Raw genomic sequence first — 17,818 nt, forward strand, 5'->3', positions numbered from 1 at the left:
CGAATGACATGACCCCCATTGTTTCCCTGGTTGGCCGACCGAACGTCGGCAAATCCACCCTGTTCAACCGCATGACCCGGTCTCGCGACGCCATCGTGGCCGACATGCCCGGACTCACCCGCGACCGCCACTACGGCATGCTGCGCATGGCGGACCGGCCGGTCATCGTGGTCGACACCGGCGGCTTCGAGCCCGTGGTCGACACCGGCATCGTGCACCAGATGGCGCGGCAGACCCGGCAGGCCATCGCCGAGTCCGATCTTGTCGTGTTTCTGGTGGATCTGCGCACCGGTCTGAGTCCCCAGGATCTGCATATCGCCGCCGAGCTGCGCAAGACCGGCAAGCCCATTCTTCTGGCGGTGAACAAGGCAGAAGGACGCCACGGTCACCCGGCGCTTGCCGAGTTCCACGAGCTGGGTCTGGGCGAGCCCTTCTCCATCAGTGCCGCCCATGGTGACTCGGTGCCCGATCTGCTGGAGCGCATCCTGAGTGCCTTGCCGTCCGATCCGTTGGCGGACATGCCCGAGAGCACGGATGAGCAGAACCCGCCCGACGAGGCTGCCGATGCCGCGACCGCAGGTACACCGCCGCGCGTTCACAGCCTGCGACTGGCCATTGCCGGCCGTCCCAATGTGGGTAAATCAACGCTGGTCAATGCCCTGGTCGGCGAGGAACGGGTGATTGCGTTCGACATGCCGGGCACGACGCGCGATGCGATCGAAGTTCCGTTCGAGCGCGATGGCCGCAAGTTCATCCTGATCGATACCGCGGGCCTGCGCCGCAAGGGCAAGGTCTTCGAAGCGGTGGAAAAATTCTCGGTCATCAAGACGCTGCAGGCCATCGAACAGGCCAACGTCGTCGTGCTGCTGCTCGACGCCACCGAGGGCGTATCCGATCAGGATGCGCATATCGCCAGTTTTGCCGTCGAAGCGGGCAGGGCGCTGGTGCTGGCGGCCAACAAGTGGGACGCGGTGGATACATATGGCCGCGAACGGCTGATGGTGGCGATCCGCCAACGCCTTCCCTTCGTCGGCTTTGCGAAGTTTCACAGCATTTCCGCGCGTACCGGCGCGGGGTTGAACGGGCTGATGAAGTCGGTCATCGCGGCCCACGCCGCCGCCTACCGCAAGCTGCCCACGCCCAAGCTCACGCGTGCCATCATCGAAGCCGTGGCGCAGCAACAGCCGCCGCGCACAGGTCCGGTCCGCCCCAAACTGCGCTACGCACACCAGGGGGGCACCAATCCTCCCATCATCGTGATTCACGGCAGTGCGCTCGATCGGGTGCCCGCGACCTACACCCGCTACCTGGAAGGTCAGCTGCGTGAAAAATTCGACCTTACAGGTACGCCTTTGCGGGTGGAATACCGCAGCAGTACGAATCCTTACGCCAGAGACGCCTGAAACCCCGCATCGCTGCGACGGCCCCTGGCACTATGTTATTTTGCAGCCTCTTGCATTCCAGACCATGAATGCCATTTAAGCTTTCGTCACGACAATGGAGAAAAAGATGAGTAACAAAGGGCAGTTGCTACAAGACCCCTTTCTGAACCTGCTGCGCAAGGAGCATGTTCAGGTGTCGATTTACCTGGTCAATGGCATCAAGTTGCAAGGGCATATCGAATCTTTCGATCAATACGTCGTGTTGCTGCGCAACACGGTGACCCAGATGGTCTACAAGCACGCCATTTCCACCGTCGTTCCCGCACGTCCGGTCTCCTTCCAAATCGGTGAGCAAGAAGCGCCCGCAGCCTGAGGGGCCCGAGCGCGCTGCCCTGGTCAGCGTGCAGCAACGCCGCCCTTCGTCCGATGATGCCCTGGCTGAGCTTGAGCAGCTCAGCACCTCCGCAGGGTATGCCCTGGCGGGCGAGTTGTCGTGCGTTCGGGTCCGCCCTGATGCGGCAACCTATATCGGCTCTGGCAAGCTCGATGAATTGAGCGAACTGGTCAGTTCCACGTCTGCGGACACCATCATTTTCGACAACGCGCTCAGCCCGATCCAGCAGCGCAATCTCGAAAAGGCGCTGGGCAAACCCGTGATCGACCGTACCGGCCTGATTCTCGAAATCTTCGCCCGCCGCGCACAAAGTGCCGAGGGCAAGATGCAGGTCGAACTCGCCAGACTCGAACATCTGGCCACCCGCCTCGTGCGCGGCTGGACGCACCTGGAGCGGCAGACCGGCGGGATCGGGGTGCGAGGTGGCCCAGGCGAAAAGCAGATCGAGCTCGATCGCCGAATGCTCGACGACAAGATCAAGATGCTCCGCACCCGTCTGGGCAAACTCGGTCGCCAGCGCATGACCCAGCGTCGCGCGCGCGGTCGCACCGGGGCCTTTCGTGTGGCCCTCGTGGGCTATACGAATGCAGGCAAGAGCACCCTGTTCAACGCGCTGACCAGATCGAAAATCTATGCGGCCGATCAGCTCTTCGCCACGCTCGACACGACGACGCGCAAGCTCTACCTGGCTCCGCAGGTGAATGTCACGCTGTCGGATACGGTGGGTTTCATCCGCGATTTGCCGCACACGCTGATCGAAGCATTCAAGGCCACGCTCGAAGACACCTTGCAGGCCGATCTGCTGCTGCACGTGGTCGATGCGAGTTCGCCGCATCGACTAGAACAGATGGACGAGGTGCGTGCGGTGCTGCACGAAATCGGGGCCGATGACCTTCCGCAATTCTTGATTCTCAACAAGTCTGATCTGCTGCCTGTGAACCTTTTGGTTACAAATGGACACAAAGAAGCCGAGGGTATCGAGGCGCGTGCTAGCATGCCCCGGCTTGCCGTCAGCGCCATGACGGGCGACGGTCTCGCCTCCCTCAAAAGGGCTTTGCTGGAAGCGGTTTTGGCTGATCCGCGCTTTCAGTCTTCTGCTTCAGCTTTGTCGGACACTACTCACCTTTCCGCATGACTCCCTCACGTTTCTGGCGTGCCTCGCCTTCTGCACAGGTCCCGGCGCGCGTTCGCTTTCTTCGTCGCGCGTGGCTGCGTGTATGGCCCTTCGCAGGGCTCCATTCGCGCTTGTTCAATCTCAACGACCCGCGTTGGGGCAAGGATGAAGGCGCCGGCGGCCATCAAAGCAACAACAATCCCGATCCGAATCGGCGCCCGGGCAACGGTGGTCCGCCCGATCTCGACGAGCTTTGGCGCGATTTCAACCGCAAGCTCAATGGGATGTTCGGCAAGAAGCGCGGCGGCGGAAACGGGGGAGGGACGCCTCCGCAGCGCCCGGATCTGTACCCTTCAGCCAAGGGCATGGGCGTGGGCTTCATCATCCTCATTCTGATCGGGGTTCTGGGCTGGTTGTCGTCCGGGTTTTTCATCGTGCAGGAAGGACAGCAGGCGGCAGTCACGCGGTTCGGCAAGCTCGCCTACATCACCGATGCGGGTTTTCACTGGCGGCTTCCCTATCCCTTCGAGGCTGACGAGATCATCAACGTGTCTCAGGTTCGCTCGGTCGAGGTCGGGCGCGGCGGCGAGGTGAAGGCGACGGGTCTGCCCGAATCGGCCATGCTGACCGAGGACGAGAACATCGTCGATGTCCGGTTCGCCGTTCAGTACCGCATCGACAATGTGGTGGACTACCTCTACAACAATCGCAGCCCGGATGACGCCGTGTCTCAAGCGGCGGAAACGGCGGTGCGCGAAGTCGTGGGCAACAAGACTCTCGACTATGTGCTCTACGAGGGGCGTGAACAGGTCGCCAGTGACGTGCAGGCCCTGACGCAGAAAATCCTTGATCGCTACAAGACCGGCATCATCATCACCACCGTCACGCTGCAGAACGTGCAGCCGCCCGAGCAGGTGCAGGCGGCATTTGACGACGCCATCAAGGCCGGCCAAGACCGCGAACGGCTGAAGAATGAAGCGCAGGCCTACGCCAACAACGTGGTTCCGCGGGCGCAAGGTTCGGCCTCGCGACTGATCCAGGACGCCGAGGCCTACAAGGCGCAGGTCGTGGCGCAGGCCCAGGGCGATACCTCGCGCTTCGACCAGATCCTGCAGCAATATGAAAAGGCGCCGCAAGTCACGCGTGAGCGCATGTACCTCCAAACCATGCAAGACATTCTCTCCAACGTATCGAAGGTCATGGTGGATTCGCGCAACAACAATAATCTGCTCTACCTGCCGCTGGACAAGTTGCTGCAGCAATCGGCCGGCAAGACCTCGTCAATCGCTGCGACCCCGGCCGCGCCGGCCGCGGTACCCACGCTGCCTTCCGCATCGACGGGCACCTCGCCCGCAGCTGCGGACAGCACGGCTTCCGCGCCGGACGGGACGGCAACCCCCAGTTCAAGAACCTCGCGCGACACGCTGCGCGAGCGTAACTTCCAGTGAGGGCTGAGCGATGAACAAAATCATTCTTGCGCTCGTGGCCCTGGTCGTGGCCATTCTGGTGTTGTCGTCCAGCCTTTTCGTCGTCGATCAACGGCAGTTCGCTGCGGTGTTCGGTCTCGGGCAGATCAAACGGGTGATCAGCACGCCTGGTCTGTACTTCAAGATCCCGGCGCCGTTCGAGAACGTGGTGTTTCTCGACAAGCGCATCCTGACCCTGCAGAGTCCCGATACCGATCGCTTCATTACCGCGGAGAAGAAGAACGTGGTGGTGGACTGGTATCTGAAGTGGCGCATCACCAATCCGACCGAATTCATTCGCAGCTATGGCGGCGATCAGCGTCGTGCGGGTGACCGCCTCTCGCAGATCGTCAAGGCCGCGTTGAACGAGCAGATCACCCGACGCACGGTTCGGCAGGTGCTCGCCTCCCAGCGTGATCAGGTCATGCGGGATGTGCAGTCCGGTATTGCCAAGGACATTCAGGGCACGGGCATTCAGATCGTCGATATGCGCCTGACCCGGGTGGACTTCGTTTCGGCCATCACCCAGTCGGTCTACCGCCGTATGGAAGCGGAGCGCCAGCGTGTCGCCAACGAGCTGCGCTCGACGGGTTATGCTGAAGCCGAGACCATCCGTGCCGAAGCGGACAAGCAGCGCGAGATCGTGATTTCCCAGGCTTACAGCAAGGCGCAGACTATCAAGGGTCAGGGCGACGCCGAGGCCTCTTCAATCTACGCCAAGTCGTTTGGACAGAACCCCCAGTTCGCCGAGTTCTATCGAAGCCTGGAGGCCTACCGCGCCAGCTTCAACAACAAGTCCGACGTCCTGGTGCTCGATCCGAATACCCAGTTCTTCCAGTTCTTCCGGGGACCGGGCGGCGGTTCGGCGAAACCGGCGAAATAGTCGACATGCGCTGAGACCGTCCTCGCCAGAGGCTGTCTCGCGCAGGAGACAACGTGCAGAGCGCCTTGTTTCTCGCCCTCGGTCTGGTTTTGATCATCGAGGGACTGATGCCCTTGCTATTTCCAAGGCAATGGCGTCATCTGTTCCAGCAGATCATGGCATTGACCGACGGTCAACTGCGTTTCATCGGGTTGCTTGCGGTCACAGGCGGTCTTCTCCTGGTGGCCGTCCTCAAGTAAGCTGAGCGGTTGGCACGGATGATCGTGCCCCAACAACCAGCGCGTTTCATGAGCAATTGGCGTCTTCCTGAGTATTTTTCCGATGTGCTGCCTCGCGAGGCGGCCGTGATCGAGCACCTTCGCCGCGCCTGTCTGGATGCGGCGAAGGGTTACGGCTATGCCCTGGTCATGCCGCCGCTGCTTGAGTTCGTCGACTCATTGCTGTCGGGCACGGGGCAAGACCTCGACCTGCAGACGTTCAAACTGGTCGATCAGATCTCGGGCCGCGCCCTGGGGCTGCGTGCCGACATGACGCCCCAGGCGGCCCGCATCGATTCGCATTTGTTGAACCAGGAAGGCGTGACGCGGGTGTGCTATTGCGGCAGCGCGGTTCGCACGCACCCGGAAGGTGTGCACGCCAGCCGCGAGATTCTGCAGTTCGGTGCGGAGTTGTACGGACATGCCGGGTTGGAAGCCGATCTTGAAGTGCAGCGCCTATCCCTGGATTGCCTGCGATTGGCCGGCGTGGATCAGGCGGCGCTCGACTTGGCCGACAACCGCATCGTGCGCGGAGTGCTCTCCGGTCTGTTGCTTGGGCCAGAGGCCATGGAGGCCATATTGGATGCCCTGGCCAACAAGGATGCGGGCGAACTGCGTCTGCTGACGCGCGATTGCACGCCCGCGCAGCGCGCAGCCATTCTTGCGCTGCCCGAACTTTACGGCGATCCGGCGGTGCTGCAGGAGGCGCGGCGCGCCTTGCCACAACACGCGCTCATCCTGCGGGCCTTGGATGATCTGTCGGCGCTGGCCGACTACCACGAGCAACAAGGCTCGCAGGTGCAGATCGACCTTGCGGACATGCGGGGCTACCGCTATCACAGCGGCGTGATCTTTAGCGTCTATGCGCGCGGATATGCCAATGCCGTCGCGCGTGGCGGTCGCTATGACGAAGTCGGCGCCAGCTTTGGCAGACCGCGCGCAGCCACGGGTTTTTCGATGGACCTGCGCGAGGTGGCGGGCTTTGCCACCGCGCCTCGGGCGGGCTCGGCCATCGTGGCCGAGTGGTCGATGGCGCCGGGTCTGGCCGAGGTCGTGGCCGATTTGCGGCGGCGCGGCGAAACCGTGGTGCAATTACCCCCGGACCAAGCCAGCGACACGCGCGCATTCCAACGCCATCTGGTCTTGCGGGCGGGAACATGGCTGGTGGAAGATCGCAACGGATCTTCCCAGGCTTGATCATCGTTTGAACTGATTTCTGAGAGAACACACGCGTGAATACTGGTCGTCATGTGGTCGTAGTGGGCACCCAATGGGGTGATGAGGGCAAGGGCAAGGTCGTCGACTGGCTGACCGACCATGCCCAGGGCGTGGTGCGTTTTCAGGGCGGTCACAATGCGGGACATACGCTGGTGATCAATGGGCAGAAGACCGCGCTGCAGCTCATCCCTTCCGGTGTGATGCGCGCGGGTGTCGCCTGCTATGTCGGCAATGGCGTGGTGGTCGATCCTCAACATCTGCTGCTCGAAATCGCCAGGCTCGAGGCGGCAGGTGTCGATGTGCGCTCACGGCTGTACATCAGCGAATCCTGTCCCGTCGTACTGCCCACCCATGTCGCGCTCGACAAGGCTCGCGAGATCCGTCGCGAGAACGAGGGCAGTGGCAAGATCGGCACCACGGGCAAGGGCATCGGTCCGGCCTATGAAGACAAGGTGGCGCGCCGTGCCATCCGTTTGCAGGATCTCAAGCATCCGCAGCGCCTTCAGGCCAAGCTTGCCGAGGTGCTGGATCTGCACAATTTCGTCTTGAAGCATTACCTGCATACCGATACGGTCGATGCGGCCATGGTGATGGATCAGTTGCTTAAGTCCGGCGAGCAGGTTCGGCCCCTGCTCGCCGATGTGGGTTACAGCATCCACCAGGCCCATCAGCGCGGTGACCGACTCTTGTTCGAAGGCGCGCAAGGCTCGCTGCTCGACATCGACCACGGCACCTACCCCTTTGTGACCTCGAGCAATTGCGTCGCCGGCACTGCGGCCGCGGGCTCGGGTGTCGGGCCCGGCATGCTGCATTACGTGTTGGGCATTACCAAGGCCTACACCACCCGGGTGGGCAGCGGCCCCTTCCCGACGGAGCTGCCCACGGCCGAGCCGGGCAGCGTGGGACATCATCTCTCCAGCGTGGGTCAGGAGTTCGGCACGGTGACGGGACGCGCCCGGCGCTGCGGCTGGCTCGATGTCGCTGCGCTCAAGCGCGCCGTGATCATCAACGGCGTTTCGGGGCTGTGCATCACCAAGCTCGACGTGCTTGACGGCCTGCCGACCATCCGGGCCTGCGTGGGCTACACCCTCGATGGCGTTCGTCGCGACGTTCTGCCGCTGGATGCCGACGAGATCGAGCGCTGCGAGCCGATCTACGAAGATTTCGCGGGATGGACGCAGAGCACCAAGGGCCTCACCACCTGGGATCAACTGCCCGCCCAGGCGCGCAGCTATCTGCAACGGGTCGGCGAGCTCATCGGCGCGCCGATCGACATGGTGTCCACCGGCCCCGACCGCGAGCACACCATCGTGCTGCGCCATCCGTTTCAGGCTTGAGCGTTCATCGCGCTTCGGGCAGATTTCATTTTCCACACGTTCACAAAGGTTCGGCCATGCTCAGCGAGGACGGCAAGCATCTCTATGTTTCCTGGGACGAATACCACGCCCTGATCGAAAGACTTGCGCTCAAGGTGCATGCATCGGGCTGGGAGTTCGATCAGATCCTCTGCCTGGCGCGTGGCGGCGTTCGGCCTGGAGACATTCTGTCGCGGATTTTCGACAAGCCACTGGCCATCATGTCCACCAGTTCCTACCGCGAAAGCGCGGGAACGGTGCAGGGGCGCCTGGACATCGCCCGCTACATCACCCTGCCGCGCGGCGAACTCGAAGGGCGCGTGCTGCTGGTGGACGATCTGGCCGATTCGGGCGAGACGCTCAAGGCGGTTGAAAACCACCTTCGCAGCGGCAGCGGCAAGATCACCGATCTGCGCAGTGCCGTCATCTGGGTCAAGGGCATCTCAACCTATTTGCCCGAGTACTACGTGGACATGCTGCCCACGAGCCCCTGGATACACCAGCCCTTTGAAGAGTACGACGTGCTTCGTCCCGCGCGTCTGGCCGAGCGCTGGAAGATCTGACTGCCGAGTTCGGCGGCAGGGGCTTCAGCGGCAATACTGCGACATGAGTCCGGCGATGCGAGCGCGCTCTGCCGCCCGCTGCGCGTCGTCCATGATGGCGCGCTGACCCTGAGCGTCGATCTGCACCATGCGCTGGCCGCTGTCGACCACCAATAATTGCTTTTGAGCCTGCAGGCAGTTCTGCTGGTTCTGCAAGGTCTGTGCCTGTTGCTGCTGCAGTTTGGCCTGCTCTTGTGCCGCCTGGTCGGCCTTCTTCTTCTCGGCAATCTTCTTGTCCAGTTCGCTGGCCGCCTGCTGCTGAGTGGCATCGCCAGCCCGAGGCTGGGATGCGGATTGGGGAGACGGGGCTTGGGCAACGGATCCATTTGCCCCCGGTCGCTGAAGAATGTCGCGTGCGGGAATCGTGCCGGGTGGGGGCTGGTCGCTGTACTGCACCACGCCACTGGCGTCGCGCCATTTCCATTGCGCTGCCTGAGCGCTTGGCGCAAGCGCCGCCATGAAAAACAAGGGCAGCATCGCGCGGCCGAGTGCGCGGAAGTGGCGGCGGTGGGCGATTGGGCGCATGGGGCAGGCGGGTCGAGTCAGACTGTTAGCTTAACGCGATTGCGCCCAGCATCGGCCGATCGGTCGCATGCAACGTGCTCAATACGGCGCGCGTGCCTATAATTTCCTTTTGCACGGAGGCATCTATGCGTCTTGTAGGAAAAGCGCTGACTTTCGACGATGTGTTGTTGGTCCCCGCATATTCCCAGGTGTTACCCAAAGACACCAGCCTTGCGACTCGCCTGACTCGCAATATTTCCCTCAACATTCCCCTGGTGTCCGCAGCGATGGACACGGTGACCGAGTCGCGTCTGGCGATCGCCATGGCGCAGGAGGGGGGCATCGGCATCATTCACAAGAATCTCACCGCCAAGGCGCAAGCCACCGAAGTGGCCCGGGTGAAGCGATTCGAGTCGGGCGTGCTGCGCGATCCCATCACGATCTCTCCCATCGTCAAGGTGAGAGACGTTCTGCAACTGTCCCGACAGCATGGCATCTCGGGTTTTCCTGTGATCGAGAATGGCAAGGTCGTGGGCATCGTGACCAACCGCGATCTGCGTTTTGAGACCCGTCTCGATACTCCGGTGCGGGACATCATGACGCCGCGCGAACGCCTGGTCACCGTGCCAGAGGGCGCGCCGCTGGAGCAGGCCAAGGCCTTGATGCATCAACATCGCCTGGAGCGGGTTCTGGTGGTGAACGCCGACTTCGAGTTGCGAGGGCTGATGACGGTCAAGGACATTCAGAAGGCCACCGAACGTCCGAACGCCGCGCGCGACCCGCAGGGCAAGCTTCGTGTCGGCGCCGCGGTGGGCGTGGGCGAGGGCACGGAAGAACGCGTGGAAGCGCTCGCCAATGCCGGCGTCGACGTGATCGTGGTGGACACCGCACATGGTCACAGCCAGGGGGTGCTCGACCGGGTGCGCTGGGTGAAGCGCAATTTCCCGCAGATCGAAGTCGTGGGCGGCAACATTGCCACCGGAGCCGCTGCACTGGCCCTGGTCGATGTCGGTGCCGACGGGGTGAAGGTCGGCATCGGGCCTGGCTCGATCTGCACGACCCGCATCATCGCCGGGGTGGGCGTGCCGCAGATCACCGCCATTGCCAACGTTTCCAAAGCGCTTGAGGGCAGCGGCGTGCCCTTGATCGCAGATGGCGGCATCCGCTACTCAGGCGATATCGCCAAGGCGATCGCTGCGGGCGCGTCCACCGTCATGATGGGCAGCATGTTCGCGGGTACCGAAGAGGCGCCGGGTGAGGCCATTTTGTATCAGGGACGCGCCTACAAGGCCTATCGGGGCATGGGCTCCATCGGGGCGATGAAGGCGGGATCCGCCGATCGCTATTTCCAGGACGGGGCCGAGACGACTTCGGCCTCCGGGAACGAGAAATTCGTGCCCGAGGGCATTGAAGGGCGCGTGCCTCACAAAGGGCCGCTCGTGGCCATCATCTACCAACTTGTCGGCGGCGTGCGTTCGTCTATGGGCTATTGCGGATGCGCCACCATCGAAGCGATGCGCGGGCAGGCCGAGTTTGTGCAGATCACGGCGGCTGGCATGCGTGAAAGTCATGTCCATGACGTTCAGATCACGCAAGAAGCGCCCAATTACCACGTCGACTGATCTCTTTTTCCCCTCGTCGGCGTCAAGCCGACGCTTGCATTCATGCACGACAAAATCCTCATTCTCGACTTCGGCTCCCAGGTGACGCAGCTCATCGCGCGCCGCGTGCGTGAAGCCCAGGTGTATTGCGAGATCCATCCCTGCGACGTGAGCGACGCTTTCGTGCGTGACTTCGCGCCCAAGGGCATCATTCTTTCGGGCAGCCACGGCAGCACCTACGAAGACCACGAGTTGCGTGCGCCGCAGGCCGTCTGGGATTTGGGCGTGCCCGTGCTGGGCATCTGCTACGGCATGCAGACCATGGCCTCGCAACTGGGCGGCAAGGTGGCGTGGAGCGATCACCGCGAATTCGGCTATGCCGAAGTGCGCGCGCGCGGTCATACGCGATTGTTCGACGGCATCGAGGACTTCCGCACCGGGGAAGGCCACGGCATGCTCAAGGTGTGGATGAGTCATGGCGACAAGGTGACGGACATGCCGCCAGGGTTCAAGCTCATGGCGTCCACGCCCAGTTGTGCCATCGCCGGCATGGCCGACGAGGCGCGCGGTTACTACGCCGTGCAGTTTCATCCCGAAGTCACCCACACGGTGCAGGGCAAGGCCATGCTTACGCGTTTCGTTCGCGAGATCGCCGGCTGCAAGGGCGACTGGATCATGGGCGACTACATCACCGAAGCGGTACAGAAAATCCGCGAGCAGGTGGGCGATGAGGAAGTGATTCTTGGTCTGTCCGGCGGTGTGGATTCTTCCGTGGCCGCAGCCCTGATCCACCGCGCCATCGGCGACCAGCTGACCTGCGTATTCGTCGACCACGGCCTGCTGCGACTGCACGAGGGCGACATGGTGATGGCTATGTTTGCCGGCAAGCTGCACGCCAAGGTGATTCGCGTCGACGCCAGCGAGCTGTTCCTCGGCCAGCTGGCGGGGGTGACCGACCCCGAGAAGAAGCGCAAGATCATCGGCGGCCTGTTCGTCGACGTGTTCAAGGCCGAGGCCGCCAAGCTCAAGGGCGACGGGGCCAAGGGTGCGAAGTGGCTGGCCCAGGGCACGATCTACCCGGACGTGATCGAGTCCGGTGGCGCCAAGAGCAAGAAGGCCGTGACCATCAAGAGCCACCACAACGTGGGTGGCCTGCCGGAGCAGCTGGGGCTGAAGCTGCTGGAGCCGCTGCGCGACCTGTTCAAGGACGAGGTGCGCGAGCTGGGCGTGGCGCTCGGCCTGCCGCACGACATGGTCTACCGCCACCCCTTTCCCGGGCCGGGCCTTGGCGTGCGCATCCTGGGCGAGGTGAAGAAGGACTACGCCGACCTGCTGCGTCGGGCCGACGCCATCTTCATCGAAGAACTGCGCTCGACCATCGACCCCGTCAGCGGCAAGAGCTGGTACGACCTGACCAGCCAGGCCTTCACCGTGTTCCTGCCGGTCAAGAGCGTGGGCGTGATGGGCGACGGCCGCACCTACGACTATGTTGTGGCGCTGCGTGCGGTGCAGACCAGCGACTTCATGACCGCCGACTGGGCCGAGCTGCCGTACGCGCTGCTCAAGAAGGTCAGCAGCCGCATCATCAACGAGGTGCGCGGCATCAACCGCGTGACCTACGACGTGAGTTCCAAACCCCCTGCGACCATTGAGTGGGAGTGAAGCAGCATGCGCATGCTGTTCGGACTGATAGGTTTGCTGTTGACCCTGCTGATCATCGTCTGGCTGGTGCGTACGCAGCTTTCGGGGCAAGTGGGGGCCGCCGGGCCGTCCAACGCGGCCGGTGCGCACGGTGACGAGGGGCAACCCGCTTCGGCCGCACTGAAGCAGTTCAGGCAGTCGCTCGACAAGGCCCTGAAGGCGCGTCCCGCCAGCGTGCCCGAATGAATCGTCCGCCGCCGGGGCCGGTGTTGGCGCCCGATCCAGATGCCGACCGCGCGTTCATGCGCCTGGCACTCGATCAGGCGCAGAACGCCTGGCTATTGGGCGAAGTGCCGGTGGGGGCTGTGATCGTCAAGGACGGAACGGTCATCGCCACGGGATACAACCGGCCCATCGGCGACCATGACCCCACGGCGCATGCCGAGATCGTCGCGCTTCGGCAGGCCGCCCTGATGCTGGGCAATTACCGCCTGCCTGAATGCACGCTCTATGTCACGTTGGAGCCTTGCGCGATGTGTGCGATGGCCCTGCTGCATGCGCGCTTTTCCCGCGTGGTTTTCGGGGCGCGAGACCCCAAGACGGGCGCGGCGGGCAGCGTGGTGGATCTGTTTGCCGATCCGCGCCTGAATCATCACTGCGACGTCACCGCCGAGATCGAGCAGTCGGCCTGCAGCGCCTTGCTGCAGGATTTTTTCCGTGCCCGGCGCCAGGCGCAGAAACAGCCTGCCCATCCCGAGCACGATGCCTGTCTCTCGGGCATCGAGGTCACAGAGCTCGATATCGAGCCGCCTGTTTCCTGATTCCTCGTCATCCTTCAGCCTCGTTCCCTCCGATGCCCGACATCAACCCCAGTTCCGGCCAGACTCCCAGTCGCGGTTTGCTCCGCCTCGTATCCCCTGCAGGGGCCGTACAGGAGCCTGCTCGCCTGGAACGGGCCGAAGCGCATCTGCAGACCTTGGGCTTTCGCGTGCACATGGGGGCCCAGGCGCTGGCGCGCGTACAGCGTTTTGCCGGGACCGATGCCCTGCGGCTTCGTGCCATCCACGACGCGGCACGGAGCCGGGCGGACGTGATCATGATGACGCGTGGCGGTTATGGTTTGAGTCGTCTGCTGCAAGCGATCGACTACAACTTGCTGGCGCAGGCCATCAAGGAGCGCAGGCAGATGTGGGTCGGACACAGTGACTTCACTGCTTTGCAACTCGCCTTGCTGGCCCAGACCGGTGCCGTCACGTTCAGCGGTCCCATGGCGTCTTACGATTTCGGTGAGAACAAGCCGGACGACATCACGGTCGACAGTTTTCTGGATGCGGTGGACGGCACCCTGGAAGCCGTGGGTTTTGTCTGCGACGATGCGCCGCGAGGCCTGGATGTCGAAGGGGTGCTCTGGGGGGGCAATCTGGCTATGGTCGCAAGCCTGATCGGCACGCCCTACCTACCCCGCGCCAAAGGCGTGTTGTTCCTGGAAGACGTGAATGAACACCCGTACTGCGTGGAACGTATGTTCAGCCAACTGCTGCATGCCGGGGTTGTTCAGCGGCAGAAGGCGGTGCTTCTGGGGCAGTTCACCGGGTACAAACTCAGCGCGCACGACGCGGGATACGACCTGAACTCGGCGGTGCAGTGGCTGCGTGCCAAACTCAAACCGCACGGGGTGCCGGTGTTGACAGGGCTGCCGTTTGGTCACGTCCGCACCAAACTGACGCTGCCTCACGGCGTTCGCACCAGGGTGCTGCGAGACGGGCAGGAGGTTTTTCTGTTCTTTCCGCACGCGCATCATTGATGCCCCGCGCGGCCCGGCCACCCGCCGGGTTCAGGCGGTGGTCATTTGCGCCGCTGTTCGTACTCGCGGCGAAGCCGTTCCTGTTCGCCAGGCGGCAGGCGCTTGAAGCGTTCCTGCTCTTGAAGAATGCGCTCGCGCTGCTGCTGGGGCATGCGCTCCCATCGCTGATAAGCGCCCTGACCGTCGCGCTGGTTGGCCAGGGCCAAGGGGACCATTCCGACGGCGCCGACAAGGGCGACCGCGACTGCAAGCGCAGTCGTTCGCACCGCGCGAAGCCAGAGAGCGTGGCGCTCAGGCCGGATTGCCATTTTGCAGCCCCTGTTGCAGCATTTGCGGGTGGTTGGAAAGCCACTGGTAGAACTCGATGTTCTGCACGGCATCCGCAACCTGCGGGCTGAGAGCCTGAGAGCCAACTCCACCCGGATAAGTCGCGTTGGTGGTCATGAGATGGGGCACGCTGATGAACACCGCCAGGGCCAGCGAGGCGGTCGCCATGCCCGCGGCAAAGACCCGGGGCCAGCGCACGGCGCGCGAGTGGCGGCGGGGCATGCGCGCGGCCAATTGTGGCAAGGGTGCCAGCAGGGTGCTCAGACGCTGCCCGAACTGCAACGCGTGTTGGCACTGCGGGCAGTCTTTCAGATGAACTTCGATCTGCGCCGCCTGTTCAGCCGACGCCAGACCACTGCGGTAGTGGTCGATCTGAGCGGGAGTGAGATGGTTGCGGGTGGTCATGATGGCACCTGATTCAGGCAGTTCAAACTTTAGCGGGATGGTCGGATTCAAGCAATTCCCTCAAGCGGGTGAGCGCGCGCATATGGTGCGTCTTGACGCTGCCTTCGCTGACTTTCATCGCTGCGGCGGTGTCGACGATGGACAAACCCTCCATTTCCCGCAGCAAAAACGCCTCGCGTTGCCGCGGGCTCAGGGTTGAAATCGCATCGGCGATGCGCCCAGCAAGCTGCCCGTTGGAGGTCTGCTGCTCGGGCCCGAGCCCACCGTCGGCAATCTGCTCCCAACTGGGAGGTTGGTCCTCGTCCTCGTCGCTGGAGAAGAAGAAATCGAAAATCTTCTCCACCTTGCGCCGCCGGTGCATGTCGGTGATGCGATTGCGCAGAATGCTGTAGAAAAGCGGCGCCCATTCCTCCGCTGGCCGCAACCTGTAATTGCTCACCAGTTTGAGCAGGCTGTCCTGAACCACATCGGCAGCCAGCGCCGCATCGCGCAGCTCGATGAGTGCCATGCGGGTGGCTCTCACGCGGACGTCGGCGCAAAAACGGTTGAGTTCGGCGGAGTCGAATGGCGTGGCGTCGGTCACGAGTGCTTGGGGGAGGGCGTAAGCATGATCCATAGCATAGTGGCCAGTTCAGGCGGGTCGGTTCTGGTCAAAAACAGGGTTCTCTTGCGGGTAACGCCGGGCTCGACGCCTTGATGACAGTCAGTCGCCCGGCCGATTGAAAATTTCTGTTTCTTTCCGCGCTTTGCCTCGCGACCGCGCTCCGTAGAATGGCGGCGCCCTTCCTTTTCCGCCCCCGCGCCTCTCGTGAACCCTCGTCTCGCCCAGCTTCAGCCCTATCCGTTCGAAAAACTGCGTCTGCTTCACCAGGGGGTGACGCCTTCATCGCAGTGGTCGGCGATCAGCCTGGGCATCGGTGAGCCCAAGCATCCCACCCCGCCTTTCATTCAGGAGGCGCTGGCCGCGCATCTGGAGGGCCTGGCGGTGTACCCCAGCACGATCGGAGGCGTGGAGTTGCGCAAGGCCTGTGCGCAATGGGCGCAGCGCCGATACGGCGTCAATTTGGACCCGCAGAGCCAGGTGCTGCCGGTCAACGGGTCGCGGGAGGCGCTGTTCGCCCTGGCGCAGACCGTGGTGGATGCGGACAAGGCCGCAGCCACGGTGGTTTGCCCGAATCCGTTCTATCAAATCTACGAAGGGGCGGCGCTGCTCGCCGGGGCGCAGCCCTATTTCGCCGCGGTGGACGCGCAGCGCAACTTCGCGGTGGACTGGGCGGCGGTGCCCGAGTCAGTCTGGCAGCGCACCCAGCTTCTGTACGTCTGCTCGCCGGGGAACCCGACCGGGGCGGTGATGCCTCTGGAGGAATGGAGGTTGCTGTTCGAACTCTCCGACCGGCACGGCTTTGTCATTGCGAGCGACGAGTGCTATTCGGAAATCTGGTTTGGGCCGCAGGCGCCGCTGGGCGGACTGGAAGCGGCCCGGCAGTTGGGGCGGACGGATTTCCGCAATCTCGTTTACTTCACCTCGCTGTCCAAGCGATCGAATGTGCCGGGCCTGCGGTCGGGCTTTGTCGCCGGGGACGCGGAGCTGATCGCGGCGTTCACCCGCTATCGCACCTACCACGGCAGCGCCATGGGGCCAGCGGTGCAGGCGGCAAGTGTGGCCGCCTGGAACGACGAGGCGCACGTCGAGCACAACCGTGCGCTGTACCGCGAGAAATTCGCCGCCGTGCTGCCCCTGCTGCAGCCGGTGATGGACGTGCGCCTGCCCGATGCCGGGTTCTACCTGTGGGCGGCCACGCCGGGCGACGATGCACAGTTCTCCCGCGGCTTGCTCGAAAAATACAATGTCACCGTCTTGCCCGGCAGCTATCTGGCTCGCGAGCAGGGCGGCGCCAATCCGGGGCGCGGACGCATCCGCATGGCCCTGGTCGCTCCGCTGGACGAATGCGTCGAAGCAGCCCGCCGTATCGCCGCCTATTGTTCTGAACTGATCCACTCACAAAGACCCTCACCATGACGCAACAACTGCAGACCCTCATCGACCAGGCCTGGGAAAACCGTACCGAATACAGCCCGGCCAACGCGCCGGCCGAGTTGCGCGAGGCCGTGGGCCACGTGATCGACCAGCTCAACGTCGGCAAGCTGCGTGTGGCCGAGCGCTTCGGTGGCGAGTGGGTGACTCATCAATGGCTGAAAAAGGCCGTGCTGCTGAGTTTTCGCCTGCATGACAACGTGGCCATGCAGGCGGGTGATCTGCATTTTTTCGACAAGGTGCAGACCAAGTTTCACAACCTCGACGAAGCCCAGATGCGCGCCACCGGCGTGCGCGTGGTGCCGCCGGCGGTGGCCAGGCATGGGTCTTACATCGCGCCCAATGTGGTGCTGATGCCCTCCTATGTGAACATCGGCGCCTATGTTGACGAGGGCACGATGGTCGATACCTGGGCGACCGTGGGCTCTTGTGCCCAGATCGGCAAGAACGTGCATCTGTCTGGCGGCGTGGGCATTGGCGGGGTGCTGGAGCCGATCCAGGCCAACCCGACCATCATCGGCGACAACTGCTTCATCGGTGCGCGCTCCGAGGTGGTGGAAGGCGTGATCGTCGAAGACAACTGCGTCATCTCGATGGGGGTCTACATCGGCAAATCCACCAAGATCTACGACCGCGCCACCGGCGAGGTGAGCTATGGCCGCATTCCCGAGGGTTCGGTGGTGGTCAGCGGCAACCTGCCGAGCAGCGACGGCAAGTACAGCTTGTATTGCGCGGTGATCGTCAAGCGGGTGGACGCCCAGACGCGCTCCAAGACCAGCATCAACGAACTGCTGCGGGCCTGACGGCGCTGCGCACCAAGATTACGGTCA

20 protein-coding genes are annotated in these 17,818 nt (G+C 63.2%); 16 read left to right on the plus strand and 4 right to left on the minus strand.

The features are described 5' to 3' along the window. The first annotated feature begins 8 nt into the window (after positions 1–8). From der to BVH73_RS13475, 9 genes are all read left to right on the plus strand, one after another. Complete coding sequence (gene der / locus BVH73_RS13435) at positions 9–1,403, plus strand: ribosome biogenesis GTPase Der (protein WP_079419447.1); 1,395 nt, start codon at positions 9–11, stop codon at positions 1,401–1,403. A 106-nt stretch (positions 1,404–1,509) separates the two neighbouring features. Continuing rightward, on the plus strand, positions 1,510–1,755 hold the full coding sequence (gene hfq, locus BVH73_RS13440) for an RNA chaperone Hfq (RefSeq protein WP_013123378.1): 246 nt from the start codon (positions 1,510–1,512) through the stop codon (positions 1,753–1,755). Then, positions 1,730–2,911, plus strand: coding sequence for a GTPase HflX (gene hflX / locus BVH73_RS13445; protein ID WP_079419449.1), 1,182 nt, complete (start codon positions 1,730–1,732; stop codon positions 2,909–2,911). The genes hfq and hflX overlap by 26 nt, the downstream gene beginning before the upstream one ends. Positions 2,912–3,021: 110 nt before the next feature. Next, positions 3,022–4,338: an FtsH protease activity modulator HflK gene (gene hflK / locus BVH73_RS13450; protein WP_079419451.1), complete on the plus strand. Its 1,317-nt coding sequence runs from the start codon at positions 3,022–3,024 to the stop codon at positions 4,336–4,338. 10 nt (positions 4,339–4,348) lie between these two features. Then, a complete protein-coding gene (gene hflC, locus BVH73_RS13455; protein ID WP_079419453.1) occupies positions 4,349–5,239 on the plus strand; it encodes a protease modulator HflC in 891 nt (296 codons plus the stop codon). Positions 5,240–5,292: 53 nt separating this feature from the next. Then, a complete protein-coding gene (locus tag BVH73_RS13460; RefSeq protein WP_079419455.1) occupies positions 5,293–5,478 on the plus strand; it encodes a DUF2065 domain-containing protein in 186 nt (61 codons plus the stop codon). A gap of 48 nt (positions 5,479–5,526) precedes the next feature. Next, entirely contained in the window at positions 5,527–6,693 is a 1,167-nt protein-coding gene (locus BVH73_RS13465; protein ID WP_079420655.1) for an ATP phosphoribosyltransferase regulatory subunit, read from the plus strand. Between the two features lie 35 nt (positions 6,694–6,728). Beyond that, a complete protein-coding gene (locus BVH73_RS13470; RefSeq protein ID WP_079419457.1) occupies positions 6,729–8,051 on the plus strand; it encodes an adenylosuccinate synthase in 1,323 nt (440 codons plus the stop codon). 56 nt (positions 8,052–8,107) lie between these two features. Beyond that, positions 8,108–8,632, plus strand: a complete 525-nt coding sequence (locus BVH73_RS13475) for a phosphoribosyltransferase (RefSeq protein ID WP_079419459.1) — start codon at positions 8,108–8,110, stop codon at positions 8,630–8,632. 24 nt (positions 8,633–8,656) lie between these two features. Here the strand turns inward: BVH73_RS13475 and BVH73_RS13480 are convergent, their stop codons facing one another. Beyond that, the gene (locus BVH73_RS13480; RefSeq protein WP_245800348.1) at positions 8,657–9,196 is read right to left on the minus strand and encodes a DUF4124 domain-containing protein; all 540 of its coding nucleotides are present in this window, start codon (positions 9,194–9,196) and stop codon (positions 8,657–8,659) included. A 125-nt stretch (positions 9,197–9,321) separates the two neighbouring features. Between BVH73_RS13480 and guaB the strand changes: the two genes are divergently transcribed. From guaB to BVH73_RS13505, 5 genes are read left to right on the plus strand one after another with little or no spacing between them, the layout of a single operon-like run. After that, positions 9,322–10,797: an IMP dehydrogenase gene (gene guaB, locus BVH73_RS13485; protein WP_079419461.1), complete on the plus strand. Its 1,476-nt coding sequence runs from the start codon at positions 9,322–9,324 to the stop codon at positions 10,795–10,797. A gap of 42 nt (positions 10,798–10,839) precedes the next feature. Next, on the plus strand, positions 10,840–12,438 hold the full coding sequence (guaA, locus tag BVH73_RS13490) for a glutamine-hydrolyzing GMP synthase (RefSeq protein ID WP_079419463.1): 1,599 nt from the start codon (positions 10,840–10,842) through the stop codon (positions 12,436–12,438). 6 nt (positions 12,439–12,444) lie between these two features. Next, a complete protein-coding gene (locus BVH73_RS13495; protein WP_079419465.1) occupies positions 12,445–12,663 on the plus strand; it encodes a hypothetical protein in 219 nt (72 codons plus the stop codon). After that, the gene (gene tadA / locus BVH73_RS13500) at positions 12,660–13,238 is read left to right on the plus strand and encodes a tRNA adenosine(34) deaminase TadA (RefSeq protein ID WP_079419467.1); all 579 of its coding nucleotides are present in this window, start codon (positions 12,660–12,662) and stop codon (positions 13,236–13,238) included. The genes BVH73_RS13495 and tadA overlap by 4 nt, the downstream gene beginning before the upstream one ends. A gap of 32 nt (positions 13,239–13,270) precedes the next feature. Beyond that, a complete protein-coding gene (locus BVH73_RS13505; protein WP_079419469.1) occupies positions 13,271–14,221 on the plus strand; it encodes an LD-carboxypeptidase in 951 nt (316 codons plus the stop codon). A 41-nt stretch (positions 14,222–14,262) separates the two neighbouring features. Here the strand turns inward: BVH73_RS13505 and BVH73_RS15935 are convergent, their stop codons facing one another. The 3 genes from BVH73_RS15935 to BVH73_RS13515 form a co-directional block, all read right to left on the minus strand. Continuing rightward, entirely contained in the window at positions 14,263–14,436 is a 174-nt protein-coding gene (locus BVH73_RS15935; protein ID WP_169836776.1) for a DUF3106 domain-containing protein, read from the minus strand. A 76-nt stretch (positions 14,437–14,512) separates the two neighbouring features. Next, positions 14,513–14,953: an anti-sigma factor family protein gene (locus tag BVH73_RS13510; RefSeq protein WP_079419471.1), complete on the minus strand. Its 441-nt coding sequence runs from the start codon at positions 14,951–14,953 to the stop codon at positions 14,513–14,515. Positions 14,954–14,975: 22 nt separating this feature from the next. Beyond that, positions 14,976–15,569 (minus strand): RNA polymerase sigma factor, encoded by a 594-nt coding sequence (locus tag BVH73_RS13515; protein WP_079419473.1) that lies wholly within the window; start codon positions 15,567–15,569, stop codon positions 14,976–14,978. Positions 15,570–15,761: 192 nt separating this feature from the next. Here BVH73_RS13515 and dapC point away from each other — a divergent pair, with 192 nt between their 5' ends. After that, positions 15,762–16,973, plus strand: coding sequence for a succinyldiaminopimelate transaminase (dapC, locus tag BVH73_RS13520; protein WP_079419475.1), 1,212 nt, complete (start codon positions 15,762–15,764; stop codon positions 16,971–16,973). Next, the gene (gene dapD, locus BVH73_RS13525; protein WP_079419477.1) at positions 16,970–17,791 is read left to right on the plus strand and encodes a 2,3,4,5-tetrahydropyridine-2,6-dicarboxylate N-succinyltransferase; all 822 of its coding nucleotides are present in this window, start codon (positions 16,970–16,972) and stop codon (positions 17,789–17,791) included. Before dapC ends, dapD begins: the two co-directional genes overlap by 4 nt. Positions 17,792–17,818: the final 27 nt, after the last annotated feature.

Origin of the sequence: Thiomonas intermedia, from assembly GCF_002028405.1 — a bacterium.
GTDB lineage: Bacteria > Pseudomonadota > Gammaproteobacteria > Burkholderiales > Burkholderiaceae_C > Thiomonas > Thiomonas intermedia.

Excerpts from the sequence above, each read along its gene's own strand:
- der (WP_079419447.1), top strand. The coding sequence starts at position 9 with ATGACCCCCATTGTTTCCCTGGTTGGCCGACCGAACGTCGGCAAATCC.
- hfq (WP_013123378.1), top strand. The coding sequence starts at position 1,510 with ATGAGTAACAAAGGGCAGTTGCTACAAGACCCCTTTCTGAACCTGCTG.
- hflC (WP_079419453.1), top strand. The coding sequence starts at position 4,349 with ATGAACAAAATCATTCTTGCGCTCGTGGCCCTGGTCGTGGCCATTCTG.
- BVH73_RS13465 (WP_079420655.1), top strand. The coding sequence starts at position 5,527 with ATGAGCAATTGGCGTCTTCCTGAGTATTTTTCCGATGTGCTGCCTCGC.
- BVH73_RS13475 (WP_079419459.1), top strand. The coding sequence starts at position 8,108 with ATGCTCAGCGAGGACGGCAAGCATCTCTATGTTTCCTGGGACGAATAC.
- BVH73_RS13480 (WP_245800348.1), bottom strand. The coding sequence starts at position 9,196 with ATGCGCCCAATCGCCCACCGCCGCCACTTCCGCGCACTCGGCCGCGCG.
- guaB (WP_079419461.1), top strand. The coding sequence starts at position 9,322 with ATGCGTCTTGTAGGAAAAGCGCTGACTTTCGACGATGTGTTGTTGGTC.
- guaA (WP_079419463.1), top strand. The coding sequence starts at position 10,840 with ATGCACGACAAAATCCTCATTCTCGACTTCGGCTCCCAGGTGACGCAG.
- BVH73_RS13495 (WP_079419465.1), top strand. The coding sequence starts at position 12,445 with ATGCGCATGCTGTTCGGACTGATAGGTTTGCTGTTGACCCTGCTGATC.
- tadA (WP_079419467.1), top strand. The coding sequence starts at position 12,660 with ATGAATCGTCCGCCGCCGGGGCCGGTGTTGGCGCCCGATCCAGATGCC.
- BVH73_RS13505 (WP_079419469.1), top strand. The coding sequence starts at position 13,271 with ATGCCCGACATCAACCCCAGTTCCGGCCAGACTCCCAGTCGCGGTTTG.
- BVH73_RS15935 (WP_169836776.1), bottom strand. The coding sequence starts at position 14,436 with ATGGTCCCCTTGGCCCTGGCCAACCAGCGCGACGGTCAGGGCGCTTAT.
- BVH73_RS13510 (WP_079419471.1), bottom strand. The coding sequence starts at position 14,953 with ATGACCACCCGCAACCATCTCACTCCCGCTCAGATCGACCACTACCGC.
- BVH73_RS13515 (WP_079419473.1), bottom strand. The coding sequence starts at position 15,569 with ATGGATCATGCTTACGCCCTCCCCCAAGCACTCGTGACCGACGCCACG.
- dapD (WP_079419477.1), top strand. The coding sequence starts at position 16,970 with ATGACGCAACAACTGCAGACCCTCATCGACCAGGCCTGGGAAAACCGT.